At 35.9% G+C, this 16,807-nt stretch carries 26 protein-coding genes and 1 pseudogene; 11 read left to right on the plus strand and 16 right to left on the minus strand.

The genetic code is table 11. From position 1 onward, the window contains the following. Nucleotides 1-19: 19 nt before the first annotated feature. Nucleotides 20-226 (minus strand): hypothetical protein, encoded by a 207-nt coding sequence (locus ACFX40_RS06410; protein WP_013084439.1) that lies wholly within the window; start codon nt 224-226, stop codon nt 20-22. A gap of 186 nt (nt 227-412) precedes the next feature. Here ACFX40_RS06410 and ACFX40_RS06415 point away from each other — a divergent pair, with 186 nt between their 5' ends. From ACFX40_RS06415 to ACFX40_RS06425, 3 genes are all read left to right on the plus strand, one after another. Then, the gene (locus ACFX40_RS06415; RefSeq protein WP_377254544.1) at nt 413-577 is read left to right on the plus strand and encodes a hypothetical protein; all 165 of its coding nucleotides are present in this window, start codon (nt 413-415) and stop codon (nt 575-577) included. A 317-nt stretch (nt 578-894) separates the two neighbouring features. Then, the gene (locus tag ACFX40_RS06420; RefSeq protein WP_050690258.1) at nt 895-1,104 is read left to right on the plus strand and encodes an alpha/beta-type small acid-soluble spore protein; all 210 of its coding nucleotides are present in this window, start codon (nt 895-897) and stop codon (nt 1,102-1,104) included. 84 nt (nt 1,105-1,188) lie between these two features. Further along, a complete protein-coding gene (locus ACFX40_RS06425) occupies nt 1,189-1,347 on the plus strand; it encodes a hypothetical protein (protein ID WP_377254547.1) in 159 nt (52 codons plus the stop codon). Nucleotides 1,348-1,425: 78 nt separating this feature from the next. Here the strand turns inward: ACFX40_RS06425 and ACFX40_RS06430 are convergent, their stop codons facing one another. Together ACFX40_RS06430 and ACFX40_RS06435 are read right to left on the minus strand one after the other, a co-directional pair. Next, on the minus strand, nt 1,426-1,593 hold the full coding sequence (locus ACFX40_RS06430; RefSeq protein WP_165592302.1) for a hypothetical protein: 168 nt from the start codon (nt 1,591-1,593) through the stop codon (nt 1,426-1,428). Continuing rightward, nucleotides 1,568-1,669: pseudogene (locus ACFX40_RS06435) on the minus strand (esterase); the annotation flags it as partial. The gene ACFX40_RS06430 and the pseudogene ACFX40_RS06435, both read right to left, overlap by 26 nt. A 265-nt stretch (nt 1,670-1,934) precedes the next feature. On the opposite strand from ACFX40_RS06435, the gene ACFX40_RS06440 reads away from it, so the two are divergent. Both ACFX40_RS06440 and ACFX40_RS06445 read left to right on the plus strand, forming a co-directional pair. After that, nucleotides 1,935-2,723 carry a hypothetical protein gene (locus ACFX40_RS06440; RefSeq protein ID WP_377254550.1) on the plus strand — a complete coding sequence of 263 codons (789 nt, stop codon included), beginning with the start codon at nt 1,935-1,937 and terminating at the stop codon, nt 2,721-2,723. Between the two features lie 4 nt (nt 2,724-2,727). Further along, on the plus strand, nt 2,728-3,198 hold the full coding sequence (locus ACFX40_RS06445) for a hypothetical protein (protein ID WP_377254553.1): 471 nt from the start codon (nt 2,728-2,730) through the stop codon (nt 3,196-3,198). A 204-nt stretch (nt 3,199-3,402) separates the two neighbouring features. On the opposite strand, the gene ACFX40_RS06450 is transcribed toward ACFX40_RS06445, so the two are convergent. The 6 genes from ACFX40_RS06450 to ACFX40_RS06475 all read right to left on the minus strand — a co-directional run bounded on the left by ACFX40_RS06450 (nt 3,403) and on the right by ACFX40_RS06475 (nt 7,547). Then, nucleotides 3,403-3,921 carry a YfiT family bacillithiol transferase gene (locus tag ACFX40_RS06450; RefSeq protein ID WP_377254556.1) on the minus strand — a complete coding sequence of 173 codons (519 nt, stop codon included), beginning with the start codon at nt 3,919-3,921 and terminating at the stop codon, nt 3,403-3,405. 536 nt (nt 3,922-4,457) lie between these two features. Further along, nucleotides 4,458-4,991: a hypothetical protein gene (locus ACFX40_RS06455; RefSeq protein WP_377254559.1), complete on the minus strand. Its 534-nt coding sequence runs from the start codon at nt 4,989-4,991 to the stop codon at nt 4,458-4,460. Between the two features lie 283 nt (nt 4,992-5,274). Then, nucleotides 5,275-5,556, minus strand: coding sequence for a hypothetical protein (locus tag ACFX40_RS06460; protein WP_025749994.1), 282 nt, complete (start codon nt 5,554-5,556; stop codon nt 5,275-5,277). An 80-nt stretch (nt 5,557-5,636) separates the two neighbouring features. Then, nucleotides 5,637-5,822, minus strand: a complete 186-nt coding sequence (locus tag ACFX40_RS06465) for a hypothetical protein (protein WP_377237789.1) — start codon at nt 5,820-5,822, stop codon at nt 5,637-5,639. Between the two features lie 631 nt (nt 5,823-6,453). Then, the gene (locus ACFX40_RS06470) at nt 6,454-6,948 is read right to left on the minus strand and encodes a DUF3267 domain-containing protein (protein WP_377255000.1); all 495 of its coding nucleotides are present in this window, start codon (nt 6,946-6,948) and stop codon (nt 6,454-6,456) included. A gap of 101 nt (nt 6,949-7,049) precedes the next feature. Continuing rightward, nucleotides 7,050-7,547 (minus strand): ankyrin repeat domain-containing protein, encoded by a 498-nt coding sequence (locus ACFX40_RS06475; protein ID WP_377254562.1) that lies wholly within the window; start codon nt 7,545-7,547, stop codon nt 7,050-7,052. A 168-nt stretch (nt 7,548-7,715) separates the two neighbouring features. On the opposite strand from ACFX40_RS06475, the gene ACFX40_RS06480 reads away from it, so the two are divergent. Beyond that, entirely contained in the window at nt 7,716-8,168 is a 453-nt protein-coding gene (locus tag ACFX40_RS06480; protein WP_377254565.1) for a DUF4288 domain-containing protein, read from the plus strand. 122 nt (nt 8,169-8,290) lie between these two features. On the opposite strand, the gene ACFX40_RS06485 is transcribed toward ACFX40_RS06480, so the two are convergent. Next, nucleotides 8,291-8,860 carry an MEDS domain-containing protein gene (locus tag ACFX40_RS06485; protein WP_377237792.1) on the minus strand — a complete coding sequence of 190 codons (570 nt, stop codon included), beginning with the start codon at nt 8,858-8,860 and terminating at the stop codon, nt 8,291-8,293. 376 nt (nt 8,861-9,236) lie between these two features. Then, complete coding sequence (locus tag ACFX40_RS06490) at nt 9,237-9,818, minus strand: manganese efflux pump (protein ID WP_377254568.1); 582 nt, start codon at nt 9,816-9,818, stop codon at nt 9,237-9,239. A 119-nt stretch (nt 9,819-9,937) separates the two neighbouring features. On the opposite strand from ACFX40_RS06490, the gene ACFX40_RS06495 reads away from it, so the two are divergent. Beyond that, on the plus strand, nt 9,938-10,579 hold the full coding sequence (locus ACFX40_RS06495; RefSeq protein ID WP_377254571.1) for a DUF1232 domain-containing protein: 642 nt from the start codon (nt 9,938-9,940) through the stop codon (nt 10,577-10,579). 43 nt (nt 10,580-10,622) lie between these two features. On the opposite strand, the gene ACFX40_RS06500 is transcribed toward ACFX40_RS06495, so the two are convergent. Next, entirely contained in the window at nt 10,623-10,889 is a 267-nt protein-coding gene (locus ACFX40_RS06500; RefSeq protein ID WP_377254574.1) for a DUF3973 domain-containing protein, read from the minus strand. A gap of 190 nt (nt 10,890-11,079) precedes the next feature. Here ACFX40_RS06500 and ACFX40_RS06505 point away from each other — a divergent pair, with 190 nt between their 5' ends. Next, on the plus strand, nt 11,080-11,424 hold the full coding sequence (locus ACFX40_RS06505) for an SPW repeat domain-containing protein (protein ID WP_377254577.1): 345 nt from the start codon (nt 11,080-11,082) through the stop codon (nt 11,422-11,424). 277 nt (nt 11,425-11,701) lie between these two features. Here ACFX40_RS06505 and ACFX40_RS06510 read toward each other — a convergent pair whose 3' ends face one another. Beyond that, a complete protein-coding gene (locus ACFX40_RS06510; RefSeq protein ID WP_377254579.1) occupies nt 11,702-12,274 on the minus strand; it encodes an NAD(P)H-dependent oxidoreductase in 573 nt (190 codons plus the stop codon). A gap of 119 nt (nt 12,275-12,393) precedes the next feature. Between ACFX40_RS06510 and ACFX40_RS06515 the strand changes: the two genes are divergently transcribed. Next, nucleotides 12,394-12,771 carry a winged helix-turn-helix transcriptional regulator gene (locus ACFX40_RS06515; protein WP_060747240.1) on the plus strand — a complete coding sequence of 126 codons (378 nt, stop codon included), beginning with the start codon at nt 12,394-12,396 and terminating at the stop codon, nt 12,769-12,771. Nucleotides 12,772-12,898: 127 nt separating this feature from the next. Here ACFX40_RS06515 and ACFX40_RS06520 read toward each other — a convergent pair whose 3' ends face one another. Next, on the minus strand, nt 12,899-13,285 hold the full coding sequence (locus tag ACFX40_RS06520) for a hypothetical protein (RefSeq protein ID WP_121945795.1): 387 nt from the start codon (nt 13,283-13,285) through the stop codon (nt 12,899-12,901). A gap of 432 nt (nt 13,286-13,717) precedes the next feature. Further along, nucleotides 13,718-14,983: a molybdopterin molybdotransferase MoeA gene (locus ACFX40_RS06525; protein ID WP_377237795.1), complete on the minus strand. Its 1,266-nt coding sequence runs from the start codon at nt 14,981-14,983 to the stop codon at nt 13,718-13,720. A 114-nt stretch (nt 14,984-15,097) separates the two neighbouring features. Here ACFX40_RS06525 and moaC point away from each other — a divergent pair, with 114 nt between their 5' ends. Both moaC and ACFX40_RS06535 read left to right on the plus strand, forming a co-directional pair. Further along, on the plus strand, nt 15,098-15,586 hold the full coding sequence (moaC, locus tag ACFX40_RS06530) for a cyclic pyranopterin monophosphate synthase MoaC (RefSeq protein ID WP_377237796.1): 489 nt from the start codon (nt 15,098-15,100) through the stop codon (nt 15,584-15,586). Between the two features lie 12 nt (nt 15,587-15,598). Then, a complete protein-coding gene (locus ACFX40_RS06535) occupies nt 15,599-16,111 on the plus strand; it encodes a MogA/MoaB family molybdenum cofactor biosynthesis protein (RefSeq protein WP_377237797.1) in 513 nt (170 codons plus the stop codon). 33 nt (nt 16,112-16,144) lie between these two features. Here the strand turns inward: ACFX40_RS06535 and ACFX40_RS06540 are convergent, their stop codons facing one another. After that, the gene (locus tag ACFX40_RS06540) at nt 16,145-16,807 is read right to left on the minus strand and encodes a sulfite oxidase-like oxidoreductase (RefSeq protein WP_082178510.1); all 663 of its coding nucleotides are present in this window, start codon (nt 16,805-16,807) and stop codon (nt 16,145-16,147) included.

The following is a 16,807-nucleotide window of genomic DNA, read 5'->3' on the forward strand; positions in this document are numbered from 1 at the left end:
TCATTTTCTACTTTTTTTATTAAGTTGTAATTTCTTGTGGCTCTTCACCTTCAAGGTCAGTAAAGAAATTTTCTAAGGTTTCCCTTGGGTCGAGAGCACGCCCATCTTCTTCGACAATACGGTTAAGCGTAGGATCATTATTGCTATCTTTATTTTTATAGTTGTTATAATCAACTCTTTCTGCGATTCCTGAATTATCAACGCCTGTAAAGTCTTTCTTTGGCATAAAAACACCTCCTAGCCCTATTGTTTGAAAATTTGAAGATAAAATAAGTGGAAGGTTAAGTTATATTTTTATTTCCCGAGAATTAATTAGCTACTGGTTGCTAAGAGACATGTATAACATGCTTAATTGTTTTACGAACTGGGGAAACTAAAACGTCAAAATTTAATTTACTGAGGAGGAATATAAGTGGAAAGAAATCCAAGCACAAGACAGTTTCAGGATGATTTAAAGCAGTATCAAATGCCAGATTCAGTAAAGCAACAAAAACCTGGAACTTATCGAGTCGGATTTGAATCAAACACTGGAATTGAAAAAGTACAGAATCAGCAAGAAAGAAGAGAAAATAAATAAGCTTGATCACTTTATCTTTTTACATAACGAGGAGGACATTTCATGGATCAACAAAAGATGTTAGTCATTTGTCATTTACATGGTATACACATGAACATGAAAAAAGAATGACAAACAAAATGTCATTCTCTCTCCTACACATGGCAAGGATATAGTTTTTTCACAAGGAAATGAAACATCTAATTCCACTTTTTACAGTGTCGGTTGTTTCTAAAAACTAGTATGTCATTCTGATAAGAAAATAAACACCCACAAATTACCATGTATATACCTCTTGTTCCCTAGGAAACTTAAGAAAAACAAGGAGGTGACACAACATGGCAAACAACAAAAGCAGCAACAACAATGAATTAGTAGTATACGGTGCTGAACAAGCAATCGATCAAATGAAATATGAAATCGCTAGCGAATTTGGTGTAAACCTTGGTGCTGATACAACTGCACGTGCAAACGGATCAGTAGGTGGTGAAATCACGAAACGTCTTGTGCAATTAGCTGAGCAACAACTTGGCGGCGGACGCTTCTAAGACAACTTTATAATGTGATGGCTGAAGGAAGAGTGGGTATCCACTCTTCCTTTTTGTACGAATAAAAAAGGAAGGAAAGATTATATGCAGCAAAATCAACCGGCTAAAGAAAATGCTAGCTTTACTGAAAAACCAGCAGCTTCTGCAACAAATCCACAAAAAGTAAAACAAGAAATCCAAAGAGACGTAAATGAAGGACAAGGTGCAATGACTTCTCGAAAAGCAGGCGCAATGCGCGATTAAGAATCAATTTGAGCGGTTTTTAATCATCGATTCTTTGTACAAAAACCTAAAAAAGTACCTCAATTAACCGAGGTACTTTTAGCAGTCTACTCTATTTTGATGCGGGAGATACTGTGACTTCGGGTGTGTTTCATCAGGTCCATACTGGTGAAACACAAAGGCAAACGGTCTAATCCCAAATATATAAAAGGCGAGCCTGCCTTGTCCACCTGAAAAATAATTAGTTTGTATTTTGTCCGTCGCCATTCAGCCCTTCTTTTATGTACCCGTTAACCTGACTATTTGAAAGCAACCCAATATGTCCAATGCCATAAAGTTGAATATATTTCTATATCTTGAACAAACCAATCAAGACGCCATGAAGCATCTAACCACCTCTTTATTAACATAATACCAATTGTTAGAAACAACATGTAAAAAAGCTCTCTATCGAAAAATAAAGAGCTTTTTCTTATCAACAAATTCTCCATTTTGACAAAGATTAAGTGTATATCAATGGATTGCATAAAATAAGTAAACAAGACCATATTAAATATGAATGATAGGTATAAAAAGCATATTTCCTTCCAAACCATAGGAGATCGTATATGAATAATTATAAAAATGACAATACTGCAAGACGCTATATTGCTCATGTTAGTATATTTGGAACGACTCAAATTCATTTAAGAAACCCCTATATTGTTGCTTGGTGGTCAGCAGCTTTTCCTGGGTTTGGACACTTGCTACTGTCTAAATATCTTCGCGGCTTTGTGTTATTTATATGGGAGGTCGTCATAAACCTTAAATCTCATGTAAATTTAGCAATGATTTATTCTTTTCAAGGAAACATTGATATGGCCAAAGACGTGCTTAATACAAGATGGCTTCTTATTTATATTCCCGTTTATATTTTTGCTATATGGGATAGTTACCGAACAACCGTTGATTTAAATAAAATATACGTGTTAGCTGAAAGAGAAAATCATCGGTTCAACTCCTTTAGTATAGGAGCCATGGAAATAAACTATTTAGATAAACGGAATCCCATCTTGTCGGTTGCCTGGTCCTTTTTGATGCCAGGTCTAGGACAACTTTATATTCATCGGATCATTGGTGCTTTCTTTGTTATCATTTGGGCAGTCATTTTCTTTTATTACTCTCACCTGCTTGAAGGGATTTCTCTGCTATTTTTAGGAGAAATAAAACAGGCTACTTCAGTTTTAAATAGAGAATGGTTGTTATTTTTCCCTTCTCTATATGGTTTTGCTACTTTTGATTCCTACATGAATACTGTTGAGAACAATAAACTTGTGGAAAGAGAGCAAAAAAATTTCTTCGAGAAAACGTATCAACATCCAAGCTTTTGTATTATGAAAGGAAAAAAGGTGGAGTGAAAACATGCAGATTTTTTCTACATTTGAATACTCCAGTTACATAGAGTTAGCTGTTTCGGATCTAGAAAGAAAAGGGATAAAGAAAGAGGATATATTTATTGTTCCTCTTAATAATCGAACAGAAAATCGACGGATTTTTGATAGCCTTCATCGAGCAGATGGAGTTTCTCTTATTGATTTAGGAATGGCTTTAGCCACAGCCTTTTCCGTCATTGGTGCAAGCATTGGCTTTAAACTAAGCTGGGGACCTATTTATTGGGGAATTATTAGTGCTTTTATCGGATTTATCTTAGGACTGGGAATTAAACTATTTATATTTAAAGTAATCAGGAAAAATCAACGACTTCTGCGTGGCAAACATTCAGAAGTCATACTCATTGTGGATTGTCATACGGTAGATGCCGAAATAATTGAACAAACTTTGTGGAAAAACCTTGCCTTAGGTGTTTCAAAAGTCAGATCTGATGGCTTATAAAAATAAGGCAGCACCGTCCACTATAATATGGAGATACAGAATGAATGATATTACTATTTAGGATTAGAGATAACTTCCTTGACACATTGAGGGGGTTTTTCTGTTTTTAAGCTGTATACTCTTTAATTAGCATAATGTCATTTATTAGAACCAAAAAACTTTTAAAAAGAGCTTTTTTGGTTCTAACATATGTTAAATGCCTTTCTACCATCCTTTTTGATTTCTTAATGTGGTAACATGAGCAATATGATGCTTTCCATGCCAAGCGTAAGTCGCTATTAATTGTTCAATCGTCACTTCCCCGTTTTCAGGGTGGTGGATCGTTTTCTTTAGATCTATTTCATCAAGTGAGTTCAACACTTTATGAAGACGCTTATGTAAAGCTGAAAAAAGTTGAAAAGAAACTTCTATCGGTAAATCATTATCAGGCAGAGTTGACCAAGCCACTTCATCATAGGCCTTAATAGTAGGCGCTTGCTCTGTTAAGCCTAGTTTAAAACGAGTATAAGCATTCATATGTGAGTCAGCTAAATGATGGACAACTTGACTTAATGTCCAACCGCCTTCTCGGTAAGGCGTGGCTAATTGTTCTTTTGTCAGTCCTTCTACAGCATCAGCTAATTGCTTTGGGGCATCTCCAATGTCATGAATCCACCCTTGAATATCTTCTTTCTGAATATTTTCTTTCACCGTAAGTTTCCCAATAGGATATTGATTAAACATATTTCTGCCTCTCTTTCTATTTTTATTACTATCTATTATAGCAATTTTAAATATAAATAAATTCAAATATTCAGAATTAAATATAGATGAAAAATTATAATTTATAAATACGGTATGTACTTTCAGTTATCATCATGTACCTTCTCCGCAGTACAAAGAACTGCCTTTGCTATAATTCATGATAATTATTTTCCTGAATTAGGCCCCTTTTAATTAAAACAATAAACATATAGATAAACTGGCCGTAAAATTAAGTTGAGGTGAGCAAATTGAGCAGTGATTATAAAAGCTATTTCTACAGTAAGTTCTTTTTAATATATTTTATTACCGTTTCCTTATTTATTAGTGTTGATATTATAGAATCAGGGAGAATCACACTTTTTTCTTTTGGAGACAGCTGGAATTTCATCTTGTATCAAATTGGTTTTTGTTTAATTTCTATTGGCTTTTTTAGTGCCTTCCTTGCAAACTTATTATGGAAAATAAAAAGAGTTAAATAAATACGTCATAATCCCCACAGAAATAAAAGAAGACCTTCAGCTATTGGAAGGTCTTTTTTGGATATTTGCTTTAAGCGTTTGTAATCTTGATTGAGAATCATTTGTTTGCCTAATCACTTTTTCCACGATGTACTGATATCCATATAAAACAACGGCTAAAACCGTAGTCATTCCCCAGTACATGCTTGGCGACATCCTTTTCATTTTAAATATACTCGCTTTTTTCAAGGCACCGCCAAAAGGAAAAATATTAAACCAGTCTAACACCGTATTGGCAAGTATGTATTTTAGAAAGGAGCCGTACGTTAGCTTAAATATCCAAAGCGTTCCTATTAAGTGCGGACCTAAAATATAAGTGAAATCTATCGGAGCTTTAGGAAATAAAGGATTGTTGTTTCTAAACCATTTTTTCTGATTGGCAATGACGGTAAACACAATGATGAATAGGTTAGCGAAAGTAGCTACAGGCAAAAAGCGGACAAATGATTTTGTTCCTATAAAAGGCGCGGTTAACCATGGGAAAATTAGTACACTTAAAGAAATGATCAATTTTCTTTTATACTTACGCATGTAATTTTCTCCTCAAACTATAGTTTCGGAAATATTATTACCTAAAATTGAAGGTTTATGTAATGCTGCAATAATTTCAAGCAAAGATAAACCAGCTAAGGATGACATGCATGAATTTTTATATTTCCAAACGGTTCTACTTTTGCACTTTTTAATGGTGAATCTTAATAAGGTTAAATTATTTTTTTAGTGATATAGCGTTTATTTTTAGTGACGATGGCATTAGAATCCAACCTTCAAAAAAGAAGCATCTAGCCTTTAAAGACTAAATGCTTCCTCTCCTTTACACCTTATAAATTTCATTAGACGACAGCCAGTCAACGAATTGATGATACGGATAATAGGTAGTCCCTTTCAGCTCTATCTTTGGAGCTCCGGGATATTTAGTTAACAGTTCTTCAATTTCACCTTTGCTTAAGTGAAAGTGATAGTGTAGATCTTTTTCTTTAATCAAATAAGGATATTTTGATTTTCTTTGAGGTTTGCTGAAATTCTTTAAACCATCGCCTATAAAATAACCAAGGGCAGCTAATCCTAACGCTAACCAAAAAAAGTTCATTTCCAAAGTAGGATACCTCCAAACATACTCATAAAATAAATCCCATCATAAAATTCATAAAAAAAAGACCTTACTTTATAAGGCCTCTACAGATTAGCCAGCTTTTTATCAGCTATAGACTTCATAAGTATACCTGCACCTGAAACATTTAATACGATGCTGCTACCTAAAATAACACCATATAGTAATCCCGTAATATGTAATGTTAAAGTCAAAATCAAAAAGACTGTTCCTGTACCGACTAGAACTAATCCCAAGCTTCGATTATCCATCTATTTCACCACCAAAAAACAAATATAGTTATATATTAACATAATTATGTTTTTTTCACTTATTAAATAGTTATTTCCATTTTTACACTGTGTACAATATTTAAATGTAGTCACCGTAGTACTTTATAAGAAGGAGAAAGAAGCAAAAGCTAAGCTGCGTTAATTTCCCCTTCTTTTTGTAACTCAAGTTTTCATTAAAAACCCTGCGGATATAATACAAGCAGCCGATAAAAGTAGTCCTGTTAATCCTTGTTTTAAAACAAACCCAAAAATTATAATAGAAAATGATCCCAAAAAGAACATCAATTTGACTAAAACATTTCTTTTGCTCATTTATATAACCATCTCAATTCTATATATAAATAATATATAAAGTTACTGGCGTTGTTCTCTTTGTCCAGTAACCCAAGCTAACGCCAAAATAGAAACAGTTACAGCTACTGCAGTCAACATAACTATATTCACCTCTTCTTCCTTATAATTACATTTTAACATACCTTCAGGGTACTGTTTTAACAGAGATATGTTATGCGAAATGAACTAGTATAAAACCGATTATCAGCACAAAAAGAGCACCTAATTACTATAAGTGCTCCTTTTTAGGTATTAATACAACTAGACCCCTGTCCTACTACTTCACTTGATAATAACCTCTGCAAAAAAACGAGTTCTTCGGTTTAATCGCAATTAAAAATGAATTATAGATATCCGAGCCAGAAATGAATGCATTTATCCAGCATACAAATAATAAGATTGATTTGATGTTTCCTGATACATAGAACGACGTAATAGCTGGAACTACCGATAATACAAGAAAAGGCAAGCTCATAAAGATCCAATATCTCGTTTTAGATAGAGTTGCATTTGTATTGAGCCAGAAAAATATCCCGCTAAATGTCAAGCTCATGTCACCTTTTTTATATACGACTAAAACGTGTAGCCATTCGTGAATAACAAAGACAACGATACCTATTATGATGAGATAAAATAGATTTGTGTGAGTAAAGCCTGCTCCAAAGAAATAAGGTATCAATAGAATAATAATTTGAAGTAAATATACAAACTTCATATAGTGTTTTCGATACCACTTATTCTGGATAAAAGGCGTCCATTCAGAAAAGTTCATGCTTATTTGTGGCAAGTGGCGAAACCAAATGATGATAGGCGTTCCCTCTCCTTCATGTAAACTTCCGCTAATTTATTTAAAATAGAATTTCCTACTCTATATTAAGCTTTATTATTTAAATACTGAGTAAGCAAATGAACTGCGCTCTCTTGTTTTTTCTCTACTGCAACCTCTAAAGGTGTTTTCCCATCACCTTTTTGTATCTCAATATCTGCACCTTTTTCGATGAGAAGTTTAATCATATTTTCATCTCCTAGCAACGAGGCTTCATGAAGGCTCGTCCATCCACCGCTTTGTTTTGCATTTACATCTGCGCCTTTTGTAAGCAACAAGTCTGCAGCTTGAATTTGCTTATTTGCTACTGCTCCATGAAGAGGCATGTTTTCATTCGAATTTTTAGCCTTAATATGAATATCCGCCCCTAGCGACAACAATAACTTAGCGCTATCCACTTGCCCAAAATAACAAGCTAAATGTAAAGGCGTCCACCCATCTGAATTAAAAGCGTTAAGTAAAGATGGCTCTTTATTTAATAACGCTTTTATCTCTTCACTTTCTCCATTCACCGCCGCATTTGTTATTTGATCAATATACTCCATTTTACATCCCCCTAATATATAGAAATACCTTGATTATATTTCCATTTTATCATAGGTTAGTGGATGAACACGACATACAAACTTAGGTATATAAGTAAGAAATCCAATAAAGAATACGATGATAAAATTAATTATTATAGTTCCTTTAGTTAAGAATGGAGAGTTGATATGAAAACAACTAATAGCGAAGAGTTAGACTTCCAGTGGTATGGCGTAAAGGTTCTTTATAAGTACTTAATAGTGGATAAACCTAATATAGAAAAGATTGACGAAAATTATGAAGAACATCAGATATTTGAAGAAAGTATTTTATTAATTAAAGCCCGATCATTTGACCAAGCCTATGAAATTGCAGAAAAGAAAGCAAAAGAATATGAAGATAGCTATATCAACGTTTATGACCAGACTGTGAACTTCCAATTGATTGAGAGTTTAGATGCCTTTCTCTTGTGTGAAGAAGATGAGCTACCAAGCGGTACGGAAGTATATTCACGTTTTTTGCATATACCTAAAGAAGAAAGTTTAGCTAATGTCTTATCTAGGCACTATCCAGAAGTTATGGAAAATGAAACAGAGCAGATACGGAAAAACTTCATTTTAAGGGATAGAGATTTTAATTGAAGATTCGGTATATGGTATCCATACTCTGTGGAAACAACAAACAAAGAGCCTTAAATAAGGCTCTTTATTTGTTCTCTATTTACCTTTGTTTTTCAAGAATAAAAGCTCAAGCACACTATTAATTACACTGCATCTGTCATTATATATAAATCAGATGACCTAATTTTGTTTTCTAAAATTAAGTATGGATGGCATTTCATTAAAGCGAGTTTCAGAGCTTCTGGTACTCTCTCTTCATCATACGCGCATACTAAATATAATCCGCCTTCGGTTACTAAGGTGTCTGCTTCATTTTCAAACTCTTCTAAAATAGGTATGATTCCTTCTTGCTGTCCCCATTCTACATGAGCCCATATTTGAAAAGATGTATTGTTTTTATAGAAAGGATCTAAATGTTTAGAAAGATGTTCAAAAATTATGGCAGGCTGAAAACTTCCACTTGAACAGTAATAATCAAAATTATTAATGGTATGTATATATGTTAATTGGTCTTTAGTTAAAATCCCCTCTAATCTTTTGAAAATCAGCGGAATTAGTCTTTCACTTTCTATCACTAACGTATGTCTCTCCTGTTCAACCCCCGAAACAATATAAGACACAAGATTGTCTACGTAACTTCTCATATCGTCAATATTATAGTAAATATGAACGCTTTCATTATTCTCTATCAATTGAGCAAACTGATTCTTCAAGTGTGTACGCTCCCTTATATAAGATCAACCTAATTTTAAAAATGCTTAAACTAGTAAACTGTCTATCTATTAGAACGATTCTACGCTTCGCACTCTTGTCTGTCAAAGCTGGATGTTCTAGCCTTTATTTTGAGGTGAGACAGTTATTCTGAGGCCTTGACTAAAGGATACTATACCCTTTTTGAATATGATTAAAACCTAATAAAAAATAATGACAGACTTAAGTTTACTTATCCTTTCATTAAAATAAATTCTCATGCAGCATTGATAGGAGTATTAGCCATTTATTTTTTACTTTGTATAACCTATTTAAAACTAGTTGCTACAAAATACAAAGAAAAAACACCACTTGTTTTAGCAAGTAGCGCCTTTTCTTTTAAAATATTTGCGCAAAGGCTACAATTAAAATCGTAACCCCACTTATTAACGTTCCAAATTGACTCAAGGTAAATTTCCCAATGTGAACATTTGCTGCTTTTTCCCCCACCATTACTCCTATCCATACGGTGATAAAACTGCCAAAGGCTGATGTAAGCGAAATAGCCAAAGGTGATAAACCAAGTAAGCCCGCTCCCAGGCCGTTTGTAAGTGCATTTGCTGAAAGTGCAACACCTAGGACACTGCTTTCGATCCAACCAATATATCGTACGTTTTCTTGACCACCACTATCTATTTCATCACTTCCGTTATTTCTTTGGGATACAACTAATAAAATAATACGAACCCCAATTAGCGTTAATAATACGACGGCTACAATAACATGGAACACTCCTGGCAAGATGGTTGAAATCCATCTTCCAAACGTAATCCCCACCATGCTAAAGAGGAAACAAATAGCCGCTATCAGTAAATTAGAAAGCCCTTTTATCCTTACCTTTCGAACTCCGTATGATATTCCTACACCGAAGTTATCTATACTCGATGATAATGCAAAACCTAATATGAATAACCATTCCATTTTGTATTCTCCTTTTGTTGATAATGTTGAGGAGATTTGCTTATTTGTTGCATATATTGTTGATAAACCTTCAATAAAAGAATCACTGCGCGTTGAAAAATATGAAGAGGTGAATCGCTATGTCTAACACCCAAAATGATCAAAGTCTTGGTTTGTTATTGAGGTCTTTATTAAAGGAAAATACTTTATCTATGCGGAAACTTAGCTCACTTACGGGGATTGATACAGCAACTATCTCACGGATTATAAATGGAAAACAGCAAGCAAATCTACATCATTTAAAACAATTTGCACACTATTTAAATACTCCTCTTGAAGCATTAATTGACCCTGCCGGAGCTGCTTCAAACAATACAGAAAATGAATTAGAAACAGGTATTCATTACTCCATTGATAAAATTCAAGAAATACTTAAATCTTTTAATATATTAGATACAAACTTTACGATTGAACGTGTCGAACAAGAACTAACAAAATATAAGCAATATGCACAAACAGACGAAGGACACAGCATGATTTGTAATAACTTTCAAACCAAAATAGAGCAAGTCGGCAGCGTCGGAACCTTTATTGATCAATTAAAGCAAATGTATCTTGAATATTGTGATGAAAAAACATCAGCTGCCAAGCGCTCAATATTGGGAAGTGCGCTACTGTATTTTATTTTGCCTACCGATATTATCCCAGACTATGTCTTTCCAATCGGCTATTTAGACGATGCAATAGCTGTACAACTGGTAATGAATCAACTTACGGAATAAAAACTGAGTTTTATTAAGGGAACTGAACGCCGTATGCCCTTATTTATTGTGAAAACGGAACTTTTTCTGAACGATGAGCAGGTAAATACTCTATTGCTTTCTTTAATTTAAATAATTCCTTTGGCACAATCTTTTTGATGATTTTTTCTTTTTCACCTGGCTTGTATGACTCATAGTTACATCTATGCGCGCACATACCTAAAGGAATTTTCTCTCCTAAAAATGGATCTATATAAAATCCATTTTCAAACAGCGTACTCTTAATAACATTTTCATTTTGCAATCTGCAGCAAGTAACGCAATAGTACATTCGTTTTCCACTCTCTTTCTTATATTTGATTTTGAAACATCTTATGAGAACTCATCAACACAAGTGCTTGTTCCTATATTAAAAGTTGAAAAAATCTCAACAGGCGTTGAAGAATACTCAACACACGTCCCTTACAAACATATAGTTTAGTAATGACAGCATAAAGAGTGTCATATATCGAGGAGGGATAATGGTGAAAACAAGAGGTTTTATTAACGCTGTAATCGGTATTTGGTTTGTTATTGCCCCCTGGATGCTTGGTTTTTCATACGATGCGGGAGCTACTTCAGCAAGTATTGTATTTGGAAGCCTTCAAGTGATTATGTCTTTTTGGGGAGTTACTAAACCCGGATGGAATTCATGGCAAAATTGGATTTCGCTCATTACCGGATTATGGTTTATTCTTTTCCCCTTTATTTATTCATTAACAGACGGGGTGCTTTGGTCTAGCGTCGTACTTGGGTTAATGACCATATTACTTAGTTTATGGAGCTTGAACTCTAAAGCAAGATTAAAATTAAAAGCTGTAAGTTAAAAAGCGAATAATATTCCACTTTTTGCTTAAACTACTCAAGATACCGCAACGTATCGACTATGTGAGAAATAATTCTCCTAGCAGAAAAGCTCCCTACGGAAATAGGGAGCTTTTTCTGCGTTAAAAAAAGTGATAATTAATTTTATCTTCAACTTTTTTACATATCTTTATACGCGTCATCCTCAAGATATCCAATACTTCTAAATAGTAAATGATCTACCGTCTCATTTCCCATAAAATTAAAATTAAATATTCTATAAAGTCAGTTCCTCACACATTATTCGGCTAGCTGTTTCAAATAGTTACGAAGGCGAATTTTCGGATTTAATTCTGTATTTGTACTATGCTTTACATAGCGAATTGAACTTTGAATGATATCATAGTCATTGATTTTATTTGCACGATACTCGACAAAAGGAGGAAGATAACTCATCCCCACTAAACTAGCAGATGCTTGGAACGGCTTTGTTAATTCACTTACCGAAAATAAATTATACCCGCCTGCTTGATAAGAATGTTCAGGTGAACCGATAGAAATAGCCAATACCCACTCCTTTCCTATCAGCTTCGTTCCGCCAGGACCATGAGCCCAGCCAAAGGTAAACACTTCATCAAACCACTGTTTTAAAAGTGGCGGACTGCTATACCAGTACAGTGGAAACTGAAAAACAATACGATCATGGGCAAGAAGCAGCTGTTGTTCAAATTCCACATTAATAGGCTGATCACAATATGTTTCATAAAGGTCATGAACTGTTAGATCCGTTTCATTCAAAACTGATTCCTTCCACTTTTTATTTACTCGGGAAGATTCAATATTTGGATGTGCAATAAGCACTAATGTTTTCATATCTAGACCTCCTTGTTATTTTCGGTATGATTATATTGTATATTTTGTAATAAATTAGAAGAAGTACGCACATTAATTAAACATAGTATAAAACTGTATACTACAGGGAGTGAAAATGGATGAGAAACCAAAAAATGGGATTTGATTACCCCCCCACTAAAGTCGGGTGCCCGGTCGAAACCACATTAGACGTAATAGGGGGAAAATGGAAAGGGATTATACTTTATCACCTTATCGATGGAAAGAAACGTTTTAATGAATTCCGAAAACTATATCCTGCCATTACCCAGCGGATGCTGACCTTGCAATTAAGAGAATTAGAAAAGGACGGGATTGTTCACCGTGAGATCTATAAAGAAATTCCTCCAAAAGTAGAGTACTCCCTAACCGAATTTGGAAGATCTCTCGAACCAATCATTTTACTTATGAAAGACTGGGGAGAAACACATAAGAACAGAATTATTAGTGCGAGAACAGTAGAAAAAGAAGAAATTTAAACATCGAATATATTAATTAATAAATTAGTGTATTTTAGATATGGCCTATACACGAGTAGTTACCGTAATTACCATTCTAGGTAGTAAAAATAAAAGGTGGTGAAAGAAGTTTCTCTTTCACCACCTTTTATTTTGCTTTTAAATCAAATTCTTCTGTTTTACCGTCCCATTTGATAGTTACATGAAAGGGATCAGAACTATCTTGTTTTGCACACCCTTCACAAGCATCATTGATACCCATTTTGCCATCCACTGGTGTTGAAGTTACATCGATACTGCCATAACTACCTTCAATTTTATATGTAACTTCTCCAATATTATCTTTATTGGGTCCTTTATAAATAATGCTTCCTTCACCATTTTCCCTATCTTTATCTTGAGTTAAAAAATACTGAGACTTCCAATTCTCACTTTCCCCTTCAAAGCGTAAAGTCTTATCTTCTTCACTACAGCTAGCAAGAAGAATCAATATACAACTAAATACGATGACTAAACTGAGTTGTCTAAACTTCAAATTTAAATCCTCCTAATAATATCTATTTTTATGTTAACACATCCAATTTCAATTAAGGAGAAAAATGTATAATTCATTCCTGGTTTACATAAACACTCTTTCCAGTACACATCAAAAAAAGAACCCTTGGCGCACAAGAGGTTTTCGATAGGGTGTTATTCGTTTTATGGGCTTTTTTATACACCCCTGATTTAACAATATTTCATTTCGATAGAAATGAAGAACTCTCGCATAAAAAGCAAACCTTTTATACACCCGTTAAAGCACATCAAAAGTAGTATTTACATTTAAAAACATGTTAAAATCTAGTAGTCATTTATGCTGCGATACGTATAAATGAACCCTTACAAAAAAGCAGCCTCGCTTGCCAATGCCGAGGCTGCTTCAAGTTCTTATTGAAAAAAAGGACAAGCAATAAGCAGACTACTATTTTTATACCCAAAGCGAACTCGTGCCTTCGTTTTCAAGATGCAGCACGTTCACTTCTGTTCCTTTATCATACCCATGCTCTCCACCTGGAAGAACAATCAGCGCGTTTGCTGCAGCTAATGATGAAATGGCCCCTGACTTGTCCATGCCAACAGGCGTCACAACAAGCTTTCCGCCTTGGTCTGAAATCTCTCCTCGCACCATTCGCGTAAAAGCATTAGGTTCTTTGAAACGGCCGTTTAATACCGCTTTTGTTTTATGTAAATAAGGCGCTGGTGAATGTAAAAAGCTACGAACAATCGGACGAACAAACAGTTCAAACCCGACATAGCAAGCAGATGGATTTCCTGATAGTCCAAACAGCAGCTGTCCGTTTCGTTCTGCGACTGTTGTGACGCTTCCCGGTCTCATCGCAATTTTGTTAAACAGCACGTTCGCACCAAGCTTTTCGTAAATAGCCGGCAAATAATCATAGTCGCCAACGGATACGCCGCCGGTCGTTAATAGAATATCCACTTCTTCAAGCGCTTTTTCTACCGCTTCATAGCAGCGGTCAAAATCATCTTCAAGCTTCCCTAAATATTTCGGAATTCCCCCGCTTCTTACGATTTGCGCGAGTGCCATATAGGAGTTGCTGTTGCGGATTTTTCCTGGTTCTAGCGGCTCGTTCACATCAAGCAGTTCGCTTCCTGTTGTTAACACGCCAACCACCGGCTGCTTCACCACGGCTACATCCGCATAGCCAAACGTAGCTAAAAAAGCGGTGACGCCTGGATTAATTCGCGTCCCTTTTGAAACAAGCACGTCTCCTTTTTTTGTTTCTTCTCCTTTTAACGCAATGTGTTCCCACTTTGAAGCAGGACGGCTTAACGCCATATACGATTTGCCTTCTTTTTCATACGACTTCGTTACTTCAAGCATTACAACCGCATCACATGAATGAGGCACTTGCGCTCCTGTCATAATACGCACTGCTTGAAACGGCTTTAGTTCTTCTTCAAAAACAGAGCCTGCACCGATTTCACCTACTACTTCGAACTCCACAGGATGTTCACTTGAGACTTCTACGCAGTCTTGCGCTCGAACCGCAAAGCCGTCATAAAGCGATTTATTAAAATGAGGAACGTTTTGATCAGCGATAATATCTTCTCCTAAATAGCGTCCGTAGCTTTCGGTGATCGATACGCGTTCGATGCTTCCTTTTCTTTTATATGTCATGACTTTTTCAATTGCTTCAGGAATTGAAATAGGTGTTCTGCTTTCTAACATACATTCTTCACTTCCTTTATGTCTGTTCACTTTTTACGCTATGGTGTAAAATCATAGCATATCTCACTATTTCTATCATACAACAAAATTTACTGAAAAAGGATGAAAACACCGATGTCTTCTTTTACACATTTTAATGACCAAGGCCGTGCCAACATGGTCGATATTAGCGAAAAATCTATCACTCGCCGCGTTGCAACCGCTCGTTCAAGCATACTTGTTAACAAAGAAATTCACGAAGCCATTGTAGAACATAAGATCGGAAAAGGCGACGTTCTTGCTGTCGCACAAGTAGCGGGAATCATGGCAGCAAAACGCACGTCTGACATTATTCCGATGTGTCACCCTCTTTTATTAAAAGGCGTAAACCTTTCATTTGACTGGGATACAAGCAATGATCAGTACCGTTTAGTAATAGAAGCAACTGTTAAAACCGAAGGCTCCACGGGCGTTGAAATGGAAGCTTTAACTGCCGCTTCTGCCTGCGCTCTAACCGTTTATGATATGTGCAAAGCCATTGATAAAGGCATGATTATCGGCGAAACGTATCTGCTTGAAAAATCAGGCGGCAAAAATGGTGACTACAAGCGTACGAAAGCGTAAAGGAGGTACATAATGAGCGTACATGAACATAAATCCAAAGCAACTCAGCCCGTTCGCTGCAAAGTCATTACGGTATCCGATACACGTACAAAAGAAACCGATAAAAGCGGCGCGCTAATGATCCAACTTCTGAAAGAACACGACATGCAGGTCGCTTCCTATGAAATTGTAAAAGACGACCAAACGTCGATTCAACAAGCGCTACTTGCCGGATGCAGTGCTGAGGACATTGACGTTGTTCTCACAAACGGTGGGACTGGCATTACCAAACGAGACGTTACGATTGAAGCCGTTCAAGCGCTGATTCATAAAGAAATCGTTGGGTTTGGCGAGCTGTTTCGCATGCTTAGCTACACCGAAGATATTGGCAGCGCAGCGATTATGAGCCGGGCAATTGCCGGGACGATTAACGAAAAAGCCGTTTTTTCTACACCAGGATCAAGCGGTGCTGTTCGCCTAGCTATGACCAAACTAATTTTGCCTGAACTTCGCCACGTTGTGTGGGAATTAAACCGCCAGCGCTGACAAAATGCCTATGCGCGCGCATAGGCATTTTTATTAATCATAGTCTTTATGTACCCACTCATCTTCTGGAATGCCTAAATCTTCTCCAGAAAAACGCTCTTCTTTAAATGGATCTCCTCTAAGATGAAAGCCGTTTTGCTCCCAAAAGCCAGGATGGTTTTCATCAATGGCTTCAAAGCCTCGAAGCCATTTGACACTTTTCCAAAAGTACAAATGAGGAACAATTAATCGCAGCGGATATCCATGCTTAGGTGTAAGCGGCTCTCCGTTAAAGGAATGAGCGAGAAGAATATCGTCTCTCAGTAAATCTTTCACTTCAATATTTGACGTATAGTCATGATCTCCGTGCAGCATGATGTATTTACTTTTTAACTCCACGCCAACTGCTTTTAAAAAGTCTGTAAACAGCACGCCCGTAAATTCATTATCAAGCCTTGTCCATCTCGTTACGCAGTGAATATCACATTTCACCGTCGTTTGCGGCATGTCCAATATATCTTGATACGAAAGCGTTACTTCCTTGTTTACTAATCCAAACACTCGAAGCGTCCACTCCTCTAAGTTATACTCCGGCACGTCGCCTTCATGTAAAATCGGAAAGCGCTCTGTCACTACTTGCCCCGGAGGCACTCGTCCTTCATACTTTGGATCAATTTCTGGTGTTTTCATTCGTTTAATACGGTCTGCTTTGTTCAT

The organism is Priestia sp. YIM B13552, from assembly GCF_042787775.1.
Taxonomy (GTDB): Bacteria; Bacillota; Bacilli; order Bacillales; family Bacillaceae_H; genus Priestia; species Priestia megaterium_E.